Raw genomic sequence first — 22,001 nt, forward strand, 5'->3', positions numbered from 1 at the left:
CAAACCTTGCGAACCGCGCTCTTTCGAGTCTGGCAGCTTCGCAAGGCGTTGTGCTGTCGATGGATCGTATTGTATAGGAGTTTTCCCAGGGTTTTGGCAAATTTACAAAATTTCTACAAAACGCCAAGCCTCCCATCTTTCATCAGATCTTCCACTTCTCCATCAATTTCTCTGGGCGAAGTGAGTCATATCCCTCAAAGGGTTGATGAATCCAAGGATTGGTAGCCAGGAACTCCACCGAGTAGTCCGGGGTGAACGTCGAGACGCCTTTGGTCCAGATCACGGCACTGCGCAGCTCGGTGATCGGCTTGTAGTTGGTCTTGAGCATGTTGATCACAGCATTCAAGGTGTGACCAGAGTCTGCCAGATCATCCACCAGCAGTACGCGACCCGCGATTTCGCCCTTGGGTGTGGTGATGAAGCGGGCAATGTCCAGGTGCCCTTGCATGGTGCCTGCTTCCGCACGGTACGAGCTGGTGGACATGATCGCCAGTGGCTTGTCGAAAATACGGCTCAGAATATCGCCAGGGCGCATGCCTCCACGAGCCAGGCACAGAATCGTATCGAATTCCCAGCCAGACTGATGGATCTTGATGGCCAATTTTTCAATCAGTCCGTGGTATTCGTCATAGCTGACATACAGGTGCTTGCCGTCTTCAGTAAGCATGGTTTTCCTCGTTCGATAAAGCGTTGCGCAATCAGGCTTGATAGGGGTTCTGCATCAGGATGGTGTGGTCACGGTCAGGGCTGGTCGATACCATGGCGATGGGCACACCGGTCACTTCTGCAATGCGATCCAGGTAGCGGCGCGCATTGAGCGGGAGCTTGTCATACTCGGTCACACCCACGGTGGATTCAGTCCAACCAGGGATGGATTCATAGATGGGCTTGCAGCGTTCGATATCGTCCGCGCCCAACGGGAGCAGGTCGATCTTTTCGCCGTCCAGTTCGTAGCCCACGCATAGTTGCAGCTCTTCGATGCCATCCAGCACATCGAGCTTGGTGATGCACAGGCCCGACAGACCATTGATCTGAGCCGAGCGCTTGAGCAGCGCGGCATCGAACCAGCCACAGCGGCGCGAACGGCCGGTGGTTACGCCCTTCTCAGCACCCACAGTACTCATGATCCAGCCAGGCGTTCCCTCCTTTTCCCATTCCAACTCGGTGGGGAAAGGGCCGCCACCAACACGGGTGCAGTACGCCTTGGTGATACCCAGGATGTAGTGGAGCATGCCTGGCCCCACACCTGCACCGGCGGCCGCGTTACCAGCCACGCAGTTGGACGAGGTGACGTAGGGGTATGTGCCATGGTCCACATCCAGCAGGGTACCTTGTGCACCCTCAAACAGCAGGTTGCCCCCTGCGGCATGCACACCATTGAGCTCGCGTGACACGTCGGCAATCATGGGCTTGAGCAGCTCGGCATGGCGCATGGCTTCGGCGTACACAGCGTCAAACTGCACTTCGCCGTCCTTCATGTATGGAGCCAGGCCAGCGCCGAAATCGAAGTTCTTGGAGCCCAGCACATTCACCAGGATGTGGTTGTGCAGGTTCAGCAGTTCGCGCAGCTTGGAGGCAAATCGCTCGGGGTGCTTCAGATCCTGAACACGCAGAGCACGGCGAGCAATTTTGTCTTCGTAGGCGGGGCCGATCCCTTTGCCGGTTGTACCGATTTTTTGCACACCGCCTTGTTCACGCGCCGCTTCACGGGCGACATCGAGCGCCTGATGGAAAGGCAGGATCAACGGGCAAGCTTCAGACACCCGCAGGCGGTCACGCACCTGCACACCCGCCTTTTCCAGACCTTCAATTTCCTCGAACAACTTGCCCACGGACAGCACCACGCCGTTGCCGATGTAGCACTTCACACCGGGACGCATGATGCCGCTGGGAATCAGGTGCAATGCAGTCTTCACTCCATTGATCACCAAAGTATGGCCTGCATTGTGACCGCCTTGGAAGCGCACTACGCCTTGGGCGCTTTCGGTCAACCAATCGACCAGCTTACCCTTGCCTTCATCACCCCATTGAGTGCCAACCACAACAACGTTGCGACCTTTGGAAACAGTCATTTCTTTTCCCATCCAAGAACAAAATACAGTTAAATGCTGCGCACAACCCACTGGCCATTGACTTCTGCCAGTTCGCGGTCGCAATCGAATTCGTCGATCTCATCATCGTGCCCGGGCAGCGCACAAACGACAGTCTCTCCCGCCTGCCGCAAGCGCTGGATCACCTGGCGCATGTCTTCCCTGTCTACCCAGGGTGCACGAATCGCAGCCTTCAGAGGGCGCGGCTGCACCACGGATACGAGCTGCTTGATGTCGAGACTGAAACCAACCGCCGGGCGGCTGCGTCCGAACGCTGCGCCTACCTCGTCGTATCTGCCGCCGCGCACCAGTGCATCCGTTACGCCTTGCGCATAGATGGCAAAGCGCATGCCGCTGTAGTAGGAATAGCCGCGCAAATCCGCCAAGTCAAAAGTGACGGACGGACTGTTCACGCGCCCTGCCAATTGGCGCATTTCAACCAGAATAGGCGATACGCCGGGGATTGCAGCCAGCGCCTTTTCCGCTTCGTCCAACACCGCCACATCGCCGTACAGATTCAGCAAGGCGCGCAGGCCGTCGCGCTGTGCCGGAGGAAAATCCTTGGTCAGTAGCGCAAGCTCTGAGGCATCTTTCACCGCCAACGCGGCATGCACGCGGCGCAAAGCAGGCAAATCCACCAAGAGTCCAGCCATCAGGCGCTGCACAATGCGAACGTCCGCCAGATCCACCGAAAAATCATGCAGTTGCGCTACACGCAGCGACTCGGTCGCCAAGGTGATGATTTCCACATCTGCCTCGACGCCTGCATGACCGTAGATTTCCGCTCCGAACTGCAGCTGTTCGCGGGTTGCATGGGGGCGATCAGGCTTGGCATGCAAAACCGGGCCGCAGTAGCACAGGCGCGTCACACCCTTGCGATTGAGCAAATGCGCGTCGATGCGGGCAACCTGTTGGGTGGTATCAGGGCGAATGCCGAGGGTTCGGCCAGAGAGTTGATCCACCAGTTTGAAAGTCAGCAGATCCAACGCCTCGCCAGAACCGGAGAGCAAGGAGTCCAGATGCTCCAGCAGTGGCGGCATCACCAATTCATAGCCGTAGCCACAGGCCGTATCGAGCAGGCCGCGACGAAGCTCTTCGATGTGCCGTGCTTCAGACGGCAGCACATCGGCAATGTGATCCGGGAGGATCCAAGCAGACATGGGAAATTGGAGAGGCTGTTAAAAACGCAATTCTACAGGGATGCATAAAGACGGAAGCAATAACCTGCCAGAACCACTGCGCCATTGCTGCATTTTTGCAGGCGCCAACTGCTTGCAATGCTATAAGGAGTGCAAATGAAAACGCCGCACTGCAACTGCAATGCGGCGTTTCAGTTTTTATAGCAATCAGTGCTTATTGCTTGGCCGTTGGCGAGCGATAGCTCTTGAAAAAGTCCGAAGAAGACGGATCCACCACAATGACATCCGATTTCTTGTTGAAACTGGACTTGTAGGCCTCAAGACTGCGATAGAACTGCGCAAACTGCGGGTCCTTGCCAAAGGCTTCTGCATAGACTTTGGCCGCTTCCGCATCGCCCTGCCCCTTGAGTGCCTGCGCATCGCGGTAGGCATTGGCAATGGTCACCTCGCGTTGGCGATCCGCATCAGCACGGATTTTTTCCCCAACAGCGCCGCCTGTCGAGCGCAATTCGTTGGCAACGCGCTTGCGCTCGGCTTCCATGCGGCTGTAGACCGATTCGGTGATCGCTTCAACATAGTCAACACGCGTGATGCGAACATCGACGATATCAATGCCCCAAGGCTTGCTGCCCTTGACCGCTTCGAGCACTTCCCGCTTGACATCAGCCATGGTTTGCTCACGCTTGGTCGAGATCAGCTCCTGAACCGTGCGACGGTTCACCTCTTCCTGGAAGGCATTGCGCACGACCCGGTTGAGCTGCATGGCGCCCGCTCCTTCGCTAGTACCTACATTGCGGATGTACTCTGATGGCTCGGTGATGCGCCAGCGCACGTACCAGTCGATCACCACTCGCTGCTTTTCCGCAGTCAGCATGGATTCGGTGTCGGTACTATCCAAGGTGAGCAAACGCTTGTCCAGATAGGTCACATTCTGCAGTGGTGGCGGCAGCTTGAAGTTGAGGCCCGGCTCAGTGATCACTTCCTTGATCTGGCCCATGGCGTACTTGATGCCGAATTGACGCTGGTCGACCACAAACACAGTGGAGCTGAGCAAGGCCAGCACCACCAAAACGGTTGAAGCAAAAAATCCCATTCGATTCACAACTCACTCCTAGCGCGACTCGCGGTCACGGGTTCGGCTGGTGTCACGGGCGCGGGCGTCTGGAACAGACGGCGCGGTCACCGGTGTACTGTTGGCAGGCGCCGTTGCTGACGCTGCAGGCGTCTCGCCGCCTGATGCATTACCACCTGTACTCTGGGTTTGCTGCATGATCTTGTCGAGCGGCAAGTACAGCAGATTGGAGCCCTGCTTGGAATCCACCACCACCTTGGTCACATTGCTGTAGACATGCTGCATGGTCTCCAGGTACAGACGATCGCGCGTCACCGCCGGAGCCTTCTGGTATTCGGTGTAAATCGACGAGAAGCGCTGTGCATCACCCTGCGCCTGCGCGACGATACGCTCTTTATATGCCGAGGCCTCTTCCATCAGGCGCGACGCAGTTCCCTTGGCTCGCGGCACCACATCGTTGGCATAGGCTTCTGCCTGGTTCTTGGTACGCTCACGCTCCTGCGCAGCCTTGAGCACATCGTCAAATGCCGCCTGCACCTGCTCCGGCGGACGCACACCACCTTGCTGCAGATTGACGCCAACCACCTCAACACCGATCTTGTAGCGATCCAGAATGGTCTGCATCAACTCGCGAACACGCGGCGCGATCTGGTCGCGCTCATCAGCGAGCGCGGCATCCATTTTCATCTTGCCAACGACCTCACGCACCGCAGTCTCCGCGACCTGAATGACGGAATCTGCCGGGTTTTTGCTCTCAAACAGCCAGGCGCGTGCATCATTCAAGCGGTATTGCACCGCGAACTTGATTTCGACGATGTTCTCGTCCTCGGTCAGCATGGCCGACTCACGCAGGCCCGTGCTCTTAACGATGCTGTCGCGCCCAACGTCTGCAGATTTGATCTGAGACACATAAACCAGCTCATGACGCTGAATGGGATACGGCAGACGCCAGTTGATACCGGCATTCACCGTCTTGTGGAATTTACCGAACTGGGTAATGACGGCCTGCTGGCCTTCCTGCACGATGAAAAAACCCGTGCCCAACCAGATCAGTACGGCAACACCTGCGATCAGGCCAACACCGACACCAGCACCTTTGAATTCGGGTTGAGGGCCGCCTGCATTACGGCCCGCACCACCATTGCCTTTGCCCCCGAAGAGACCGCCGAGCTTCTTGTTCAGGTCCTGCCACAGCTCGTCCAGATCAGGAGCGCCTCCGCTGCCAGGACGCTGGGGTGGGCGATTGTTGTTCTCAGGAGGTGTGTATGGCGGGCGCGCGGGCGGCGGCTCCTGGCCGCCGTTTCCGCTTGCGCCATTGCCATCATCTCCGCGCCCCCAGCGCGGGTCGTTCAGATTGAACATTCCGCGTATGCCTTGCGGCAGCAAAGCCAGGCGCGGAAAGCGTGAATGAAATTTCATTAGCGATGTCTCTATGAATCAGCGTTACAAAGCGCTTGCAGACAGCCATTGTGGCAGTCTAGTGGGCATTTCCCAATAATTCGTCGTCAGCGTCTGGGGCTATCTCGTCAGCATCACGCGCCTCCAGGGCTGCCCGATGGGCAAGCACTGCCTCGGCAAGGTGGGCGCGAACGACATCCAGACCTGCCCCTTTGGCAGCACTGACAAAGAATCGGGGCACCTGCACACCATCCAGTTCGTAGCTGTCGGCAAGCACTGTCGGCCGCTGGACTGGGTCCATTGCATCCAGTTTATTGAAGATCAATACCTGCGGCACATCCTCTGCCCCAATTTCCCGGAGAACCTTTTGGACTTGTTGTATTTGTTCCGGGTGGGCAGGGTTCGAAGCATCGACCACATGGAGCAGCAGATCTGCATCAACTGCTTCTTGCAGCGTTGCCTCAAAAGCATTGACCAAGCCATGCGGCAGGTCACGAATAAAGCCAACCGTATCCGAGATCGACACCGATTTCTGGGCCGATTCCAGGTACATCTGGCGGGTGGTGGTATCCAGCGTGGCAAACAACTGGTCCGCGGCATAAGCACGCGCCTTGACCACTGCATTGAAGAAAGTGGACTTGCCCGCATTGGTGTATCCGACCAACGACACATTGAACGTGTCATTGCGCTCACGCTGGCGACGCTGCGTGGCTCGCTGTTTCTTGACCTTGCTCAATCGCTCTTTGGTCCGTTTGATCGCGTCATTGATCATCCGGCGATCGAGCTCGATCTGCGTTTCACCGGGACCACCGCGCGTACCAATGCCACCGCGCTGGCGTTCCAAGTGCGACCAGCGGCGCACCAGCCGTGTGCTGAGGTACTGCAGCTTGGCAAGCTCCACCTGCAACTTGCCTTCGTGGCTGCGGGCCCGCTGGGCGAAGATCTCCAGGATCAGCAAGGTGCGGTCATTGACCGGCATTTGCAGACTGCGTTCCAGATTGCGCTGCTGGGCAGGGCTTAGCGCCTGATCGAATAGCACTTCCTTGGCGCCATAGGTTTGCGCCACCATGCGGATTTCATCGGCCTTGCCACTGCCTACAAACAATGCCGCATCGGGCACCTTGCGCTTGCAGGTGAGACGCGCCACCGGGTCGAGGCCCGCGGTTTGCGCAAGCAAGCCCAGCTCTTCCAGTTCGGAATCGAAGTGCGGAAAACCAAAATCCACCCCGACCAGCATGACCGGGGTGGATTTTTTGTCGTTATTGATTTGGTGATTACTCAATGATGTAGAGCTCTCGCCCGCGCCAGACACGGGCATATTGCTATCAAAAGCGTTAAGCTGCAGCGTCGTTGTCCTGCGATTCGGATGCCGAGAAGTTAACGGCGCGACCGGGGACAATGGTGGAGATGGCGTGCTTGTACACCATCTGGGTCACCGTGTTGCGCAGCAGCACAACGTACTGGTCAAAGGATTCGATCTGGCCCTGGAGCTTGATACCGTTGACCAAATAAATGGAAACGGGAACATGCTCACGGCGCAGAGCGTTGAGGAAGGGATCTTGCAGAAGTTGGCCTTTGTTGCTCACGATATTCTCCGTGTTCAGACAATGTTGTTGTAAAACGCCACCTTACCACAGTGGCAACGTAACTGATTGATAAAAGGCTTTTTCGTGCAATGAGCCGGTTAAGCCCGCCCCATCTCACTTTTTCGCTATCAATCTTTATCAGCGTAAGGGTTATGTGAGGTCTTGAATTCAATCCGCAAGGGGGTACCCACCAAATTAAATTCCTTGCGGAAACGTCCTTCGAGAAAACGCTTGTAGGCATCGGTCACATGCTCCAGCGAATTGCCATGGATCACGATCACAGGCGGGTTCATGCCACCTTGGTGTGCATAACGCAGCTTGGGACGATAAGGCCCCACTTTCTTGGGTGTCTGGAACTGCACGGATTCGAGCAGCAGGCGCGTGAGCACAGGCGTTGGCATCTTGCAGGTGGCAGCCTTGTGCGCCTGGATCAATGAAGTCCACAGCGGCCCCAGGCCCTGGCGCTTTTTGGCAGAGATGAAGTGCATGGGAGCAAACTTCATGAACGACAAGCGCATTTCAATCGAACGCTCAAGCATCTGGCGCCCATAGTCGTCCAAGGCGTCCCACTTGTTGACGGCCAGCACCACCGCACGGCCGCTTTCAAGAATATAGCCAGCAATGTGCGCATCCTGATCCGTGACGCCTTGCGTGGCATCCAACAGCAGCAGCACTACATTGGCACCCTCAATAGCCTGCAGCGTCTTGACGACGGAAAATTTCTCGATGGCCTCGAATACCCTGCCCTTGCGGCGCAAACCGGCGGTGTCGATCAGCTCAAACTGCTGTCCGTTTTTCTCGAACGGTACCGAGATGGCATCTCGCGTCGTTCCCGCCATGTCAAACGCAACCAGCCGCTCTTCACCCAACCAGGTGTTGATCAAGGTTGACTTGCCTACATTGGGACGGCCAGCAACAGCCAGGCGAATGGGTTGCGGGCCATCTGCCTCGCCTGCATCTTCTTCCTCGTCCAGCCACTGCACCTTGTCGAGCGCCATGTCGATCAGGCTGCGGATGCCCTGCCCGTGCGCTGCAGAGACGGGATAGACCTCACCAAGCCCCAACTCATAGAACTCGGACAGCTGTGAGCCGTCTTTCATGCCCTCGGCCTTGTTGCCCACCAACAGAGCTGGTTTCCCCAGGCGGCGCAGATAGCCTGCAATTTCATGGTCCTGTGCAGACAGCCCCAGGCGTACATCCACCACAAACACCACCACATCCGCCTCAGCCACAGCCTGGCGGGTCTGCTTGGCCATCTCCTTGAAGATGCCGCTCGACGCATCGGGCTCAAAGCCACCCGTATCGATCACGATATATTCGCGCTTGCCCTGCCGGCCCTGGCCGTAGTGGCGATCACGGGTCAAACCGGCGAAGTCGGCCACGATGGCGTCACGCGACTTCGTCATCCGGTTGAACAAGGTGGATTTGCCCACATTGGGACGCCCCACCAAAGCAATAACTGGCTTCATTCCTGACTACTTTTTCTTTTTCTCTCAATCGGGCTGAAAGCCGTACACCGCGCCGTCGTTGGTCTGCACCACCATGGTGTTCCCTGCGATGACCGGCGCGACAGAGATGCCCGAGTTGTTGGTTGCAAAACGGTTCAAGGGCGAACCATCCTTTTTGGACAGCATGTGCACCACACCATTGCCGTCGCCAAAGATCACTGACCTGCCCAGCACCAGCGGCTGGCTCAGCTTGCGGTACTTGAGGCGACTGCTTGTCCAGGCCACACTGCCACCATCACGTGCCCATGCAGTAATGACACCATTGCCGTCGGCACCAGCCACCACTTCGTCGTCGCCCGAGATTCCATTGAGGCCATCTGCCCGCACAGTCCAGCGCAGTTGCGCCGTATCGGCATCGATACAACCCACGGCCATCTGGTAGGCGCGGGTGCACAGCACCGAACCCACGCGCGATACACCACCCACAAGCTCTACGAGACGCTCCACATCATTGGTTCCGCGGGGGCTGGCAATGGGCACTTCCCAGCGCAGCGAGCCGTTGTTGGGGTCAATCCCCACGAAACGCCCTGACACCCCGGTGACCAAAGTGTCCTTGTACGCCATCAGTACGCCACTTTGGCGCAGCACCAGCGATTCCCCGGTCTTGGATTGGCTCCACAGCGGATTGCCGGTTGCCGCATCATAGGCACTGACGGAGCGATCCGCGCTTTGCACAAAGACGCGGGCGCCAGCCACCAAAGGTGCCGTATAGGCGCGGTTGGCCAGGCGCTTGCGCCATTGCTCCTTGCCTTGTGACAGTACGACTAGATCACCCCCTTCGGTGACCACGGCAGCCCACTTGCCGTCACTACCGACACCGGCCGAGAGCTTTTGGCCTACGTTGGCACGCCACAGTTCAGCGCCGGTATCTGCGTTCACCGCCACCAACTGGCCATCGGCAGACCCCATGGTCACCACATTGCCACTCACGTTCATGACCAAGGTGGGATTGGCCTTGCCAATGCGCTGCGTCCATGTTTGCTTGACACCAATCAAGGCAACATTGGGTTCGAGCTCAACAGGCTTGCGCTTGTCGGACGAGAACAGCGAGCAGCCCGCGACAGCCAGAGCCACAGCGGACAAAGTCAAGACTCTGGCTGCAGAAGCTGCTGCAGCAAATGATGGTAGTGCTTGGTGTTTCATGCTCATGCGCACAGCCTTTTGCTATCGATTACTTCACATCCTCGCCCAGCGCATTGAGCTTGACGGAAATGACATTGCGGTATTCCACACCAGGAGCGGTCTTCTGGTAGGCCGTGCGATACGCTTCGATTGCCTTGGCCTTGTCGCCCTTGGCAAGGTAGATGTCACCCTGGTGATCCGCCACCACAGCGTCAAACTCCGTTGGCATCTTGGCGTCCAGTTGCTTGAGTGCCTCGTCATAAGACTGGCTGCCCAGCAGTACTGCCGCCAGGCGGATGCGCGCCGTCGCCTTCAAGCCATCGTCCGAAGCATTGTCAGCCACCCAGGTGAGCGCAGCCTTGGCATCGTCCATTTGGCCCTTGTCGCTGGCAGCCTTGGCCACCAGCAATCCCGCATGCGCCGCCTGCAAGGTGCCGCCATAGTTGCTGCGCAGATCGCCAAAAGCCTGGTCGATGCGAGCCTTGTCGCCCGAATTGACTGCAGCCTCCACGGCCGACCCCAGTGCGCTCGCCTGCATGCCCTGGCGATTCTGCCAGTACTGGTAACCATTCCAGGCGGCAAATCCGCCCAGCACGATGACCAGCACCGTGGTGATCAGCGTGCCCCACTTGTTCCAAAAGTGCTTGATCTGGTCAAGCTGTTCCTGTTCTTCCAAGTCCAAATGCGTTGCCATAGTTGTTCTAGTTCAGGGTTGCGAAAATTGTTTTGAATGAAACGGCCTCAGGCACGCAACAGTTGTGCCCAACCAGCTACGTTTTCAATAGCATGCTCTGCCTGCGCACCTGCGCCATCGCGCAATTGCTTGACGGTGACCATGCCGCGCTGCATCTCGTCGCCGCCAAAAATCAGCGCACAATGCGCACCGCTGGCATCTGCTTTCTTGAACTGCGACTTCATGCTGCCCATGCCCTCTGCCGTAGCCGCGCCGTGCATCTGCACACTGATGCCTTCACTGCGCAAGGATTGCACCACACGCATCGCCTGCGGAAGAAGCGATGCGTCCGGCAGGATAGCGTAGGCGTCAATAGACGGGCGCTGCCACTGGATATTCAACTCCTTGATCAGCTCAAGGACGCGCTCGATCCCCATGCCCCAACCCACCGCTGGTGCGGGTTTGCCACCAATCTCTTCAATCAGGTAGTCGTAGCGGCCGCCGCCGCAGATGGTGCCTTGCGAGCCGAGCTTGTCGGTAATGAATTCAAATACCGTGAGATTGTAGTAATCCATGCCCCGCACCAGACGTGGATTGACTGACCAGGCCACGCCGTTGGCGTCCAGAATATCCTGCACGGTCTTGAGGTGCGCCTTGGAGGCATCGCCCAAAAAGTCGAGCAGTTGAGGCGCTGCATTGACCATTGCCTGCATTGCCGGATTTTTGGTATCGAGCACCCGCAGCGGATTGCTGTGCATGCGGCGCTTGGCCTCTTCGTCCATCACATCGGTGTGCTGCTCGAAGTAGGCAATCAGCGCATCGCGGTGCGCCTTGCGCTCCGCAGGCTGACCCAGGCTGTTGAGCTCCAGCCGCACACCATCGATGCCCAATTCCTTCCACAGCTGGTGCGCCAGCAGAATCACTTCTGCATCCAGCTCGGGCCCGGCGAACCCCAACGCCTCCACACCCACCTGGTGGAACTGGCGATAGCGGCCGCGCTGCGGGCGCTCATGGCGAAACATCTGGCCGATGTAGAACAGGCGCTTGCCGCCGTCATACAGCATATTGTTTTCAACCACGGATCGCACCACGCCGGCAGTCCCTTCGGGGCGCAGGGTCAGGTGCTCGCCGTTGAGCTTGTCTTCAAAGGAATACATTTCCTTCTCGACGATATCGGTCACTTCTCCCAGGCCACGCACGAACAGCGCGGTGGGCTCGACGATGGGGGTGCGGATGTTGCGGTAGGCAAAACGGCCCATCAGATCACGCACCTTGGACTCAAACCACTCCCACATCGCCGAATCCGGCGGCAGGATATCGTTCATGCCTTTGATGGCAACCAGCTTTTCATTCTTGCCCATGGGCTTTCAATCTCTATAGTCAAAACAAGCATCAGCGCATGTCCAGCATGCGCTGATAGCTATCAATTTTATACCTTAGCGGCGCCGTAGCGGCGCTCCACATAGGCCTGCACAATGTCGTGGAACTCCTGCGCAATGCGGTCACCACGCAAAGTCATGGCCTTTTCGCCATCGATGAACACAGGCGCCGCAGGCGACTCGCCCGTACCCGGCAGGCTGATGCCGATGTCTGCATGCTTGCTCTCACCAGGACCGTTGACGATGCAGCCCATGACGGCCACTTTCATCTTTTCGACACCTGGGTATTTGACACGCCAGACCGGCATTTGTGAGCGCAGGTGCTCGTCAATATCCTTGGCCAGCTCTTGGAAGGTGGTGCTGGTGGTGCGGCCACAGCCTGGGCAGGCAGTGACACTGGGCACAAAGCTGCGCATGCCCAAAGCCTGCAGAATTTCGCTGGCAACCACAACTTCCTGCGTGCGCGCCTCACCCGGCTGCGGTGTGAGCGAGACGCGAATGGTGTCACCAATCCCCTCCTGCAGCAGGATGGACAGCGCAGCGGCAGATGCCACCGTGCCCTTGGTGCCCATGCCGGCTTCGGTCAAGCCCAGATGCAAGGCGTAGTCGCACCGCGCAGACAGGCCCCGGTACACCGCGATCAGATCCTGCACGCCACTCACCTTGCACGAGAGAATGATCTGATTGCCATCCAGGCCCATTTGCTCGGCGCGCTGCGCGGACGAAATGGCGGAGGTGATCAATGCCTCATACATCACCTGGCGCCCATCCCAAGGCGCAGAGCGATGGCTGTTCTCGTCCATCAACTCGGCCAGCAACTCCTGGTCGAGGCTGCCCCAGTTGACACCGATACGCACCGCCTTGTCATACTGAATGGCGGCTTCGATCATCTGGCCGAACTGCTTGTCCTTCTTGTCACCTTTGCCGACGTTGCCGGGGTTGATGCGGTATTTGGACAGCGCCTTCGCACAATCGGGAAACTCTGTGAGCAGCCGGTGACCGTTGTAATGGAAGTCGCCCACGAGCGGAACGTTCTCACCCATGCGATCCAGTTGCTCGCGGATATAGGGAACGGCCGCTGCCGCCTCCGGGGTGTTGACGGTGATGCGCACCATCTCCGAGCCCGCCTGCGCCAGCTCCTTGACCTGGATCGCAGTCTCGATGGCATCAACCGTGTCGGTATTGGTCATCGACTGGATACGCACTGGCGCATCGCCTCCCACAGCCACGACCCGGTCACCCCACACCACCCGGGCCTGACGGCTCTTGCGAGCGGCGGGCGCCACCAGCGGTACGGGAGACAGCTTGTTGTCTTCTTGCACTTAATTCACCTCAAAACGGGCCGTGCTGCCCTTGGTCACTTTTTTCAGATCAAAAGCAGCCCCACGCAACAATAGTTCGACACCACCGGCATTGCCCACAACCACCTTCAGAGGAGGCTGGGCTGTGACGCCTTGTTCGCTACCAGCCTTGATGGTCTTTTCGAACACCACCTTGCCATCGGCCGCCTTGACCTGAACCCAACTGTCTTGCGTAGCCTTGAACTGCAATACCGGAGCCTCAGCCACTGGCGCGGTTACAGGTTCTGGCGCAGGTATGGCAGCAGCCGTGCCGCTGCCTGCAACAGATGCGCCATTGGCAGCAGCATCACCACCTTCCGCACTTGCCCCCAGGGCCACGGGATCATTGGCACCCGCTTCGCTTGCAATGGTATTGGCACGCCGGGATACCTCGGGCTTGGATGCCACCTGCTTTTTATACTGCTCTGCCAGTTGCGGGTAAAACAACACCCCTGCCGTGGCCACCACCAGCAACAGAACAACAGCCATCCAGGGAAAGGGCTTGCTCGACGAGAAATCGCCACTTTTGGCAGGCACTGCACCGCCTGCGACTTTGGTATTGATACCCTCGCTCACCTTGCGCAGATCCTGCCCGGGTGCACGCGGCAACAACGCCAGAACGGGAGCAGCATCCATCTTGAGTGCGCGGCATACCGCCGACGCCAGTGCACGGGTGAACACCACATCTGGAAATGCGCTCCAGTCGTTGGCTTCAAGCGCCTCCAGTTTGCCAACTGCCACTTTCAGATTAGCCGCCAATGCAGGCAGGCGCAACCCCGCCTGCTCACGCGCCTCGCGCAGCAGCTCCCCCGCAGTCTGGCCCCCGCCATTTTCATTGGACTGGACAGCCGTTGCATTTGCCGCGCCCTGCTCTTGCACATCAGACTCGATCAAAGCACGCCTCCATTGGCCACACGGGCCCACTCCTTGGAATCCGGAAAACGTTTCTGCAACTGGTTGGCCAATTGGCGCGCTGCTGTGCGGTCTCCGAGTGCCTGCTCGATCTGAATCCCCAGGAAGAGTGATTCCGAATTGGCAAGCTCACCATTATTGAGCCGCCGAATGTAGAACTGCGCACGCTTGTCATCGCCGCGCTGACGCATCAGCTTGGCCAGGTTGTAGGAGACGACAGGGTTGCCCGCATCGTATTCATAGGCCTTGAGCAAGGTCGCCTCAGCCTCGGCCATCTTGCCTGCAGCCTCATAGCACAAGCCCTGGGCCATCAAGGTTTTGGACTGCTGGTAGTACTGACGTTGCACCAGCGCCTGATTGAAAAAGCGGTCTGCGGCCTCAAATTTCTTTTCCTGGCACAGCAGCCACCCATGGTTGTGCATGATGTTCGCATCGCCGGGCTTGAGGGACTGCGCCTTGGTAAAGCTCTCGGCGGCAATATCGGCATCGCCCAGTTGCATGTAGATCAGGCCACGCATGTTGTAGGCATCGCCGCTGGACGGGTCAAGCGCCAGCACCTGCTTGATTTCATCCAGCGCAATGGTGGGCTTACCTGTCTGGAAATAATTGGCTGCCAGCTCCAGACGAATGCGGGCACGGCGCTGCACCTCGGTTTCGTCCGACTGGGTGACGATGGCTGCATCTTCACGTGCAGCAGTATTGGTGGCACAGCCCACCAGCACATTGCCCAAAACCAGCCCAAGGAAGGCTGCGCCGATCAGACGGGGGAATCTTTGTTGTCCCAACCTCAAGGTCTCTGCCATGCACACCCTCCCATTCAATTTTTACCGTCTACAAAGCCTGTGTCAGCGGAATCACCCGGTTCTTGGCCATGCGCTCTGCTGCACGCGTTCGGTCTTTCACATCACCAGCGAGTTGTCCGCAGGCCGCGTCAATGTCGTCGCCACGGGTTTTTCGCACGGTGGTTACCACACCGGCATCCAGCAACTGCTTGGCAAATTCTGAAACCCGGGCAGCGGGGGATCGTAGCAGACCTGATGCAGGGAATGGGTTGAACGGGATCAAATTAAATTTGCACCACGCACCGCCAGAGCCTGCAAACTCACGCACCAGCGCTATCAATTCCTGTGCATGCTCAGGCTGGTCATTGACGCCGTCCAGCATGCAGTACTCAAAGGTGATGAAATCGCGCGGTGCAAATTCCAAATAACGGCGGCAGGCCGCCATCAGCTCTTTGAGCGGATATTTCTTGTTGAGCGGCACCAATGCGTCCCGCAGCGGATCATTGGGCGCATGCAACGAAACAGCCAGCGCCACCGCACAATCCTGGGACAGGCGATCCATCATCGGAACCACGCCCGAGGTGGAAACGGTGACCCTGCGGCGCGACAGACCATAGCCATGGTCATCCAGCATGGTGCGCAGCGCGGGCACCAGCGCCGAGTAATTCTGCAACGGCTCGCCCATACCCATCATCACCACATTGGAGATGACACGCTCATCGCTGCCAAACCGCCTGCGCAGCGCGTGTTCGGCAAACCACAGTTGGGCAACGATCTCGCCCGTTGTCAGATTGCGGCTGAAGCCCTGGTGCCCCGTCGAGCAAAAGCGGCATCCTACCGCGCAGCCCGCTTGCGACGATACGCACAGCGTGCCGCGGTCATCTTCAGGAATGAATACGGATTCCACCGCATTGCCATCGCCCACATCAAACAGCCATTTGACGGTTCCATCGGCAGATACATGCTCGGTAATCACCGGCAATGCGGTAATGTGGGTCGTACCCTTCAATTTCTCGCGCAACGACTTGGCCAGATCAGTCATCTGGTCGAAGTCGGACGCTCCGCGCTGGTGAATCCAGCGAAAAAGCTGAGTGGCCCGGAAGCGTTTCTCTCCCAGCCCTTCGCAAAAGGCGGTCAAACCAGCCAAATCAAAATCAAGCAAATTGGTGGTCATAGAAACACGCTCGGGCCACTTACACATGCCGCGCGGCAGCTGCCGCGCAGAATTCCTATTAACGGGAATAGACGTTCATTCCTGGGAAGAAGAATGCCACTTCCACGGCGGCAGTTTCAGCGGCGTCAGAGCCGTGCACTGCATTGGCGTCGATGCTGTCAGCAAAATCAGCGCGGATCGTGCCCTTTTCAGCCTTCTTGGGATCGGTGGCGCCCATCAGCTCGCGGTTCTTCAAGATGGCGTTTTCGCCTTCCAGAGCCTGGATCATCACAGGGCCGGAGATCATGAAGTCGACCAGATCCTTGAAGAAAGGACGCTCCTTGTGCACAGCGTAGAACTGTTCAGCTTCCAGGCGCGAGAGGTGAGCCATCTTGGAAGCAACAATCTTCAGGCCAGCAGCCTCAAAACGGGCGTAGATTTGGCCGATAACATTCTTAGCCACTGCATCGGGCTTGATGATCGAGAGGGTACGTTCGATTGCCATGTTGAATTTTCCTGTTGGTTGATTTTTGCCGTAAAAGCAAACCTTTGATTGTACGGTGTCCGGGAAGTCAGTAGCGTGACTACGACCTTCCGCCCCGCTTGAAACCACCGTTTTTGCGCTGGCGCATCAAACTGTCGTGGCCAATGTAGCCCAGAGAAGTCTTCATCGGATCGGGCTGGCTGCTGCGTTTTTCTGGCGCACGACGCAAACCGCCGCCACGGGTATTCTTGGCAGGCCCCGTCGAAGGGCGGGGGCCATTTTGCTGAGGACGGTTGTCATTGCGACCACGGCCACGATTGTCCTGGGCATTGCCGCGCGGCTGGCGCACGGGCGCGCCAGCGGCAGCAGTCAATGCCTGGATATCGCGCTGGTCCAGCTCCACCCAGTTGCCGCGCTTGAGCCCGCGCGGCAGCACCATGGCTCCATAGCGGATACGGATCAGCCGACTGACTGCATGGCCTACAGCCTCAAACATGCGGCGCACTTCACGGTTACGACCTTCGGAGATGGTGACGCGGTACCACTGGTTGGCACCTTCACCACCGCCATCATCAATCGAGCCAAAGCTGGCCATGCCGTCTTCCAGGTTCACACCAGCCAGCAGCTGCTGCTTTTCCTCAGCAGTCAGCGCACCCAGCACGCGCACCGCATATTCGCGCTCCAGGCCAAAACGCGGGTGCATCAGGCTGTTGGCCAACTCCCCGGAGCTGGTGAACAGCAACAAACCCTCCGTGTTCAAATCCAGCCGACCGATTGACTGCCATTTGCCATGCATCAATCTAGGCAACTTGCGAAACACTGTCGGGCGATTTTGCGGATCGTCATGCGTCACCACTTCACCGACCGGCTTGTGGTAGGCAAGCACACGGGCAGGCGGCGGATCGATGCGGAAATTGATCAGCTTGCCGTTGACACGGATCTTGTCGCCATATTGAATGCGCTGTCCAACGTGCGCAGGCTCGTTGTTGACCGAAATACGGCCCTCAAGAATCAGCCGCTCCATCTCCAGGCGCGAACCCATGCCAGCCTGCGCCAGCACCTTGTGCAGCTTGGGGGTCTCTACATGCGGCTGCAGCACGCGCTTGAGCGGCATGCTCGCATCCGACTCTTCCGCGGCCTCAAGCGCACCGGCAACCACATCCTCAAACGCATAACCGGCCTCATGGGCCTCGTCAGCAGGGTTTCGCTGAGGCGCTGCCGAATGCACAGAATCTGCGCGGCCTTCCACCTGCATTCCATTGGATTCTGTGCGCGGCTGTCCGTCGCGCTCACGGAAGCGCCGTGCACGCGCCGGATAACGGCTTACACGTTGCTCGCCTTCGCGGCGGGTGCGCGTGCCTCTGTCACTAGGCGCCTGGCGTGCAGACTCCTGCAGCCCCGGTTCGGCCTGCACCTCGTCGACACCAGACCCAGACGACATATCACCAGCCTCCGACTGCGCGGATGGCTCAGCCGTCTTTTCTGGGCGGCCTTCACCCGTTGCAGCCTTGCGCGGCGCGCGACGCTTGGGCTTGCTCGGTTCATCCGACATGCCTTCTGCGCCAGGTTGCGGATTCAAATCGCCGTTTTCACTCATCATTTTTATGCTTCTCATTGCCACTGTCAGCAGCGGCGTCATCATTCCATTGGGGCTCTACGCCCGTCTCGCGCATATCGTCGTCGCTTGGCAGCAAATCCTCATGCGCATCATCTTCCGTATTTGCAGCAGCTACCGCTGAAGCCAAAGCACCCTCTTCGCCAGACACTTCGTGCTGAACACCTGCAGAGGGCTCCAAAACCTGCTCCTGATCCACCTCTTCCATCGGCGTGGCCTGCACATCCGGCCCGGCTTCACCCACCAGAACAAATTCGTCACCCTGCCCGGCAACCGCGCCACCCTCGGGCTGCGCCATCTCGCCATTTGCATTGCTGGAGCCAGCCGCCACCGGCTGTTCATCCAGCGGCAGGCTTTCAAATATCGTTGCCTGCTGGTTGCTGTCATCAAGCGCAGGCAACTGATCGAGCGATTGCAAGCCCAGGTCGTCCAAAAACTGCCGGGTCGTTGCCAGCAAGGCCGGACGCCCAACGGTTTCGCGGTAGCCAATCACTTCCACCCAGCCGCGATCTTCGAGCTGCTTGATGATCAGGCTGTTGACCGTCACGCCGCGAATGTCTTCGATATCTCCCCGCGTGACTGGCTGGCGATACGCAATGATCGCCAGAGTCTCCAAGGTCGCCCGCGTGTACTTGGGCGGCTTCTCTGGGTGCAACCGATCCAGGAACTCGCGCATCTCGGGCCGGCTTTGAAACCGCCACCCCGAAGCAACCTGCACCAGCTCCACGCCTTTGTGTGTCCAGTCCAGCTGCAGCTCCTGCAGCAGCACTTTCAAGGTATCCGTGCCCAGCTCGTCGGCAAACAAGCTGCGCAATTCACGCACGGTAATCGGCTGGGGCGCGCAAATCAGCGCAGTCTCCAACACCCGTTTCGCTTCCAAAGTCTGCATGCGAAGAATCCCTGTAAACACGTTCGCGCTAAGGATGGCGACGGCTCAAAAGAAAGGATTGCAAGTCAAAGAAAGCCGCATTTCAATAGCGCGGCATCAAGATCACGGACGAGGGAATAAGCGCCCTGCACCGTTGGCACTCAGGCCAGTTCCTGCAAATTATACCGAATATCCCAATTTTCCATGGCTTGCGCCATATCTTGAGGCGGCGGAGCGAACCACGACATGCCCTGACCAGTAACCGGATGTACAAAAGCGAGGCGCAGGGCATGCAAGCCCTGCCGCTCCAGGCCCGCAGCGGCAGAGCCACCATACAACGCATCAGCTACCAAGGGATGACCGAGCGAAGCCATATGTACACGGATCTGATGGGTGCGGCCCGTATGCAGGCTGCAGTACACCAGGCAGCCTTCGTCCGCATTGGCCAACAGACGAAAATCCGTCCTGGCGGCCTTTCCCGGGTGCTGCGCCAGATCCACCACAGCCATGCGCAGGCGATTGCGGGGGTCTCGTCCGATCGGATGCGCTACTGTTTTAGTAGCATCACCACTCCATGGCTTATGCGCCAACGCCACATAATTGCGATGCACGTCGCGCGCTGCAATCAATTTGACCAAGGCATCCATGGTTTGACGCTCGCGCGCAACCACCATCAAACCACTGGTGTCCTTGTCCAGCCGGTGCACGATGCCCGCACGTGGCAATTGGGCCGCCTTGGCATCGCGCGCCAACAGCGCATTGAGCAAGGTACCGCTCCAGTTGCCTGGCGCGGGATGAACAACCATACCCGCCGGCTTGTTGATGATGCAGAGGTAGGCATCCTCATACACCACATCCAGTGGAATATCCTGCGGCAAAAAGGCCTGGCTCTGCTGTGTGGGCCGCAGCTCCACAGCTACGGCATCGCCTGCCTTGACTTTGGCGCTCGCTTTGGAGCCCGCCTTGCCATTGACCAGCACCGCCCCTTGTTCGAGCAGGGCCTGCAGATAGCTGCGCGAAAACTCTGGCACCCACTTGGCGAGCGCTTTGTCCAGGCGCAGCCCGTGATCTGCCATGTCTGCGGTAATGGCGCGACTCTCCCATTCGCTAATTGCAATATCGGCGGCGGCATCCTCGCCCGCATCGTCCCCATCGGGCAACGAATCCTGGCGGCCATGAATAAAGCCGACGCTGCCGGCTTGAATCGGCAGCGTCGGCCTTTGGGACTGGTCGCGCATCAGCGGGAAGGCAGGTAGCGCGATGGATCTACGGGCTTGCCTTGGCGGCGCACCTCAAAATGCAGTTTGACGCGGTCGGCATCGGAGCTGCCCATTTCCGCGATTTTCTGCCCCTTGCGCACAACCTGGTCATCCTTGACCAGCAAAGTCTGGTTATGGGCATAGGCCGTGAGATAGGTGTTGTTGTGCTTGATCAAAATCAAATTGCCATAGCCACGCAAGCCTGCACCCGCGTAAATGACACGACCGTCAGCGGCTGCCACCACTGGATCGCCCGCCTTGCCGCCAATATCCAGGCCCTTGTTGCGTGAATCGTCAAAACCGGCAATGACCGTGCCCGAAGATGGCCAGATAAAGCCCACATTGTTGTCTGCTGCAGGAGCTTCTGCAGCCGCGGGGGCAGGCGAAGGTGCAGGAGCTGGTGTCGCGGCAACGGTAGATGTGCTGCCAGTGACGGCAGGTGCTGCAGGCGCTGGCTGCGTCACGGACGACGAGGTGGGAGGCACCACACGCAGCACCTGCCCCACTTCGATCACATTCGGGTTTTCCAGATTGCTCCAGCGCGCAATGTCTTTCCAGCTCTGGCCGTGCTCCATGGCGATGCGCATCAGCGTCTCGCCAGGCTTGACAGTGTAGTACCCAGGCTTGCCTGCATTCTCTGCTCCCGGCAGCGTTGCCGGATCCACCCTGGCCGGGCCCGTAGCGCTGGTGGTTGTCGATGGGCGACCTGCAGAGGATCCCCGGTCTTCGACCGGAGCCTTGTTCAGCGATGTGCTCCCACAACCGGCCAACACTGCCGCTGCGACCAGACTGGTTCCCCACGTCAAAAGACCACGTGAATCCAACATACCTATCCTTATTAACCTAGCCCCGATTTTAGGGGTACGAAATGAACATGCTCCAGCACCGTACGCTGAAATCCATCAGCAGTACGATCTACCACGAGCAAAACCTGTTGTCCGCCAGCGCCCAGAATCGGCGCCACCAGGCGGCCACCTTCAGCCAATTGATCACACCAGGCTTGCGGCAGCTCCTCGCCGCCAGCCGCCGAAATGATGCCCGCATACGGCGCGCCGCTGGCAAAGCCAAGCATGCCGTCACCAAGAATCAGGTGCACATTGGCAAGACGCAACGGGCGCAAATTCACCCGCGCCTTTTCATGCAACGCACGCAAGCGCTCAATGGTATACACCTCTTTGGCAACCAGGCTGAGTACAGCAGCCTGGTAACCGCAGCCAGTCCCGATCTCCAGCACACGCCCCAGCCCCGATTGCGCTGCCGCCGACTGCGCCAGCAATTCGCACATACGAGCCACGATACTGGGTTTGGATATGGTCTGGCCCAAGCCGATCGGCAGGCTTGTATCCTGGTAGGCCTGCACTGCCAAGGCACTGTCCACGAACTGGTGGCGCAGAACCGAGTTCATGGCCTTGAGCACACGCGTGTGCTCGATCCCCGAAGCCGCCAGCCTCTGCACCATGCGCAGGCGCGCCGAGGTGAAGTCTACCGTCTCTACGCCCAGGGTTTCACGCACCGCCATGGGAACCGGCGCCAGATCTGCAGGCAGCCGCATCCACTCCCGGTGCACATTCGACTGTGCCTTGGCAGTGGCAGGCATGGCGCCACGGGCAGGAAATCCTGG

At 58.6% G+C, this 22,001-nt stretch carries 21 protein-coding genes; all 21 read right to left on the reverse strand.

The window, feature by feature from the left end:
• Nucleotides 1-142 precede the first annotated feature (142 nt).
• The 21 genes from HNP33_RS18885 to HNP33_RS18985 all read right to left on the reverse strand — a co-directional run bounded on the left by HNP33_RS18885 (nucleotide 143) and on the right by HNP33_RS18985 (nucleotide 21,977).
• Nucleotides 143-667 carry a phosphoribosyltransferase gene (locus HNP33_RS18885; RefSeq protein ID WP_184711397.1) on the reverse strand — a complete coding sequence of 175 codons (525 nt, stop codon included), beginning with the start codon at nucleotides 665-667 and terminating at the stop codon, nucleotides 143-145.
• Nucleotides 668-698: 31 nt separating this feature from the next.
• Nucleotides 699-2,072: an adenylosuccinate synthase gene (locus HNP33_RS18890; RefSeq protein ID WP_184711395.1), complete on the reverse strand. Its 1,374-nt coding sequence runs from the start codon at nucleotides 2,070-2,072 to the stop codon at nucleotides 699-701.
• A gap of 29 nt (nucleotides 2,073-2,101) precedes the next feature.
• Nucleotides 2,102-3,250, reverse strand: a complete 1,149-nt coding sequence (locus HNP33_RS18895) for an ATP phosphoribosyltransferase regulatory subunit (RefSeq protein WP_184711393.1) — start codon at nucleotides 3,248-3,250, stop codon at nucleotides 2,102-2,104.
• Nucleotides 3,251-3,443: 193 nt separating this feature from the next.
• Nucleotides 3,444-4,331 carry a protease modulator HflC gene (gene hflC, locus HNP33_RS18900; protein ID WP_184711391.1) on the reverse strand — a complete coding sequence of 296 codons (888 nt, stop codon included), beginning with the start codon at nucleotides 4,329-4,331 and terminating at the stop codon, nucleotides 3,444-3,446.
• A 9-nt stretch (nucleotides 4,332-4,340) separates the two neighbouring features.
• On the reverse strand, nucleotides 4,341-5,720 hold the full coding sequence (hflK, locus tag HNP33_RS18905; RefSeq protein WP_184711389.1) for an FtsH protease activity modulator HflK: 1,380 nt from the start codon (nucleotides 5,718-5,720) through the stop codon (nucleotides 4,341-4,343).
• A gap of 58 nt (nucleotides 5,721-5,778) precedes the next feature.
• Nucleotides 5,779-6,936: a GTPase HflX gene (gene hflX, locus HNP33_RS18910; RefSeq protein WP_233464608.1), complete on the reverse strand. Its 1,158-nt coding sequence runs from the start codon at nucleotides 6,934-6,936 to the stop codon at nucleotides 5,779-5,781.
• A 97-nt stretch (nucleotides 6,937-7,033) separates the two neighbouring features.
• Complete coding sequence (gene hfq, locus HNP33_RS18915; RefSeq protein ID WP_418903862.1) at nucleotides 7,034-7,285, reverse strand: RNA chaperone Hfq; 252 nt, start codon at nucleotides 7,283-7,285, stop codon at nucleotides 7,034-7,036.
• Nucleotides 7,286-7,413: 128 nt separating this feature from the next.
• On the reverse strand, nucleotides 7,414-8,754 hold the full coding sequence (der, locus tag HNP33_RS18920) for a ribosome biogenesis GTPase Der (RefSeq protein WP_184711385.1): 1,341 nt from the start codon (nucleotides 8,752-8,754) through the stop codon (nucleotides 7,414-7,416).
• Between the two features lie 24 nt (nucleotides 8,755-8,778).
• Nucleotides 8,779-9,942 (reverse strand): outer membrane protein assembly factor BamB, encoded by a 1,164-nt coding sequence (gene bamB / locus HNP33_RS18925; protein WP_418903863.1) that lies wholly within the window; start codon nucleotides 9,940-9,942, stop codon nucleotides 8,779-8,781.
• Nucleotides 9,943-9,964: 22 nt separating this feature from the next.
• Nucleotides 9,965-10,609 carry a YfgM family protein gene (locus tag HNP33_RS18930; protein WP_184711383.1) on the reverse strand — a complete coding sequence of 215 codons (645 nt, stop codon included), beginning with the start codon at nucleotides 10,607-10,609 and terminating at the stop codon, nucleotides 9,965-9,967.
• Nucleotides 10,610-10,656: 47 nt separating this feature from the next.
• Nucleotides 10,657-11,949 (reverse strand): histidine--tRNA ligase, encoded by a 1,293-nt coding sequence (hisS, locus tag HNP33_RS18935; RefSeq protein ID WP_184711381.1) that lies wholly within the window; start codon nucleotides 11,947-11,949, stop codon nucleotides 10,657-10,659.
• Between the two features lie 68 nt (nucleotides 11,950-12,017).
• Entirely contained in the window at nucleotides 12,018-13,289 is a 1,272-nt protein-coding gene (gene ispG, locus HNP33_RS18940) for a flavodoxin-dependent (E)-4-hydroxy-3-methylbut-2-enyl-diphosphate synthase (protein ID WP_325064963.1), read from the reverse strand.
• The gene (locus tag HNP33_RS18945; RefSeq protein ID WP_184711379.1) at nucleotides 13,290-14,201 is read right to left on the reverse strand and encodes a helix-turn-helix domain-containing protein; all 912 of its coding nucleotides are present in this window, start codon (nucleotides 14,199-14,201) and stop codon (nucleotides 13,290-13,292) included.
• The gene (pilW, locus tag HNP33_RS18950; protein WP_184711377.1) at nucleotides 14,198-15,022 is read right to left on the reverse strand and encodes a type IV pilus biogenesis/stability protein PilW; all 825 of its coding nucleotides are present in this window, start codon (nucleotides 15,020-15,022) and stop codon (nucleotides 14,198-14,200) included. Before pilW ends, HNP33_RS18945 begins: the two co-directional genes overlap by 4 nt.
• 28 nt (nucleotides 15,023-15,050) lie before the next feature.
• A complete protein-coding gene (gene rlmN / locus HNP33_RS18955) occupies nucleotides 15,051-16,175 on the reverse strand; it encodes a 23S rRNA (adenine(2503)-C(2))-methyltransferase RlmN (protein WP_184711375.1) in 1,125 nt (374 codons plus the stop codon).
• A 58-nt stretch (nucleotides 16,176-16,233) separates the two neighbouring features.
• Nucleotides 16,234-16,659 carry a nucleoside-diphosphate kinase gene (ndk, locus tag HNP33_RS18960; RefSeq protein ID WP_184711373.1) on the reverse strand — a complete coding sequence of 142 codons (426 nt, stop codon included), beginning with the start codon at nucleotides 16,657-16,659 and terminating at the stop codon, nucleotides 16,234-16,236.
• 79 nt (nucleotides 16,660-16,738) lie between these two features.
• The gene (locus HNP33_RS18965) at nucleotides 16,739-18,238 is read right to left on the reverse strand and encodes a pseudouridine synthase (RefSeq protein WP_233464607.1); all 1,500 of its coding nucleotides are present in this window, start codon (nucleotides 18,236-18,238) and stop codon (nucleotides 16,739-16,741) included.
• On the reverse strand, nucleotides 18,228-19,142 hold the full coding sequence (gene scpB / locus HNP33_RS18970; protein ID WP_184711371.1) for an SMC-Scp complex subunit ScpB: 915 nt from the start codon (nucleotides 19,140-19,142) through the stop codon (nucleotides 18,228-18,230). The genes HNP33_RS18965 and scpB overlap by 11 nt, the downstream gene beginning before the upstream one ends.
• Before the next feature lie 140 nt (nucleotides 19,143-19,282).
• The gene (locus HNP33_RS18975; RefSeq protein ID WP_418903864.1) at nucleotides 19,283-20,362 is read right to left on the reverse strand and encodes an RluA family pseudouridine synthase; all 1,080 of its coding nucleotides are present in this window, start codon (nucleotides 20,360-20,362) and stop codon (nucleotides 19,283-19,285) included.
• Complete coding sequence (locus tag HNP33_RS18980) at nucleotides 20,359-21,207, reverse strand: peptidoglycan DD-metalloendopeptidase family protein (RefSeq protein ID WP_184711367.1); 849 nt, start codon at nucleotides 21,205-21,207, stop codon at nucleotides 20,359-20,361. The genes HNP33_RS18975 and HNP33_RS18980 overlap by 4 nt, the downstream gene beginning before the upstream one ends.
• A gap of 11 nt (nucleotides 21,208-21,218) precedes the next feature.
• Nucleotides 21,219-21,977 carry a protein-L-isoaspartate(D-aspartate) O-methyltransferase gene (locus HNP33_RS18985; protein WP_184711365.1) on the reverse strand — a complete coding sequence of 253 codons (759 nt, stop codon included), beginning with the start codon at nucleotides 21,975-21,977 and terminating at the stop codon, nucleotides 21,219-21,221.
• Between the last annotated feature and the right edge of the window lie 24 nt (nucleotides 21,978-22,001).

Source organism: Comamonas odontotermitis, assembly GCF_014207855.1.
GTDB lineage: Bacteria > Pseudomonadota > Gammaproteobacteria > Burkholderiales > Burkholderiaceae_C > Comamonas > Comamonas odontotermitis_A.

Bases quoted from the DNA above. Each gene is read 5' to 3' on its own strand.
- HNP33_RS18885 (WP_184711397.1), bottom strand. From the start codon at position 667: ATGCTTACTGAAGACGGCAAGCACCTGTATGTCAGCTATGACGAATAC.
- HNP33_RS18890 (WP_184711395.1), bottom strand. From the start codon at position 2,072: ATGACTGTTTCCAAAGGTCGCAACGTTGTTGTGGTTGGCACTCAATGG.
- HNP33_RS18895 (WP_184711393.1), bottom strand. From the start codon at position 3,250: ATGTCTGCTTGGATCCTCCCGGATCACATTGCCGATGTGCTGCCGTCT.
- hflK (WP_184711389.1), bottom strand. From the start codon at position 5,720: ATGAAATTTCATTCACGCTTTCCGCGCCTGGCTTTGCTGCCGCAAGGC.
- hflX (WP_233464608.1), bottom strand. From the start codon at position 6,936: ATGCTGGTCGGGGTGGATTTTGGTTTTCCGCACTTCGATTCCGAACTG.
- der (WP_184711385.1), bottom strand. From the start codon at position 8,754: ATGAAGCCAGTTATTGCTTTGGTGGGGCGTCCCAATGTGGGCAAATCC.
- bamB (WP_418903863.1), bottom strand. From the start codon at position 9,942: ATGAGCATGAAACACCAAGCACTACCATCATTTGCTGCAGCAGCTTCT.
- HNP33_RS18930 (WP_184711383.1), bottom strand. From the start codon at position 10,609: ATGGCAACGCATTTGGACTTGGAAGAACAGGAACAGCTTGACCAGATC.
- hisS (WP_184711381.1), bottom strand. From the start codon at position 11,949: ATGGGCAAGAATGAAAAGCTGGTTGCCATCAAAGGCATGAACGATATC.
- pilW (WP_184711377.1), bottom strand. From the start codon at position 15,022: ATGGCAGAGACCTTGAGGTTGGGACAACAAAGATTCCCCCGTCTGATC.
- rlmN (WP_184711375.1), bottom strand. From the start codon at position 16,175: ATGACCACCAATTTGCTTGATTTTGATTTGGCTGGTTTGACCGCCTTT.
- ndk (WP_184711373.1), bottom strand. From the start codon at position 16,659: ATGGCAATCGAACGTACCCTCTCGATCATCAAGCCCGATGCAGTGGCT.
- HNP33_RS18965 (WP_233464607.1), bottom strand. From the start codon at position 18,238: ATGATGAGTGAAAACGGCGATTTGAATCCGCAACCTGGCGCAGAAGGC.
- scpB (WP_184711371.1), bottom strand. From the start codon at position 19,142: ATGCAGACTTTGGAAGCGAAACGGGTGTTGGAGACTGCGCTGATTTGC.
- HNP33_RS18980 (WP_184711367.1), bottom strand. From the start codon at position 21,207: ATGTTGGATTCACGTGGTCTTTTGACGTGGGGAACCAGTCTGGTCGCA.
- HNP33_RS18985 (WP_184711365.1), bottom strand. From the start codon at position 21,977: ATGCCTGCCACTGCCAAGGCACAGTCGAATGTGCACCGGGAGTGGATG.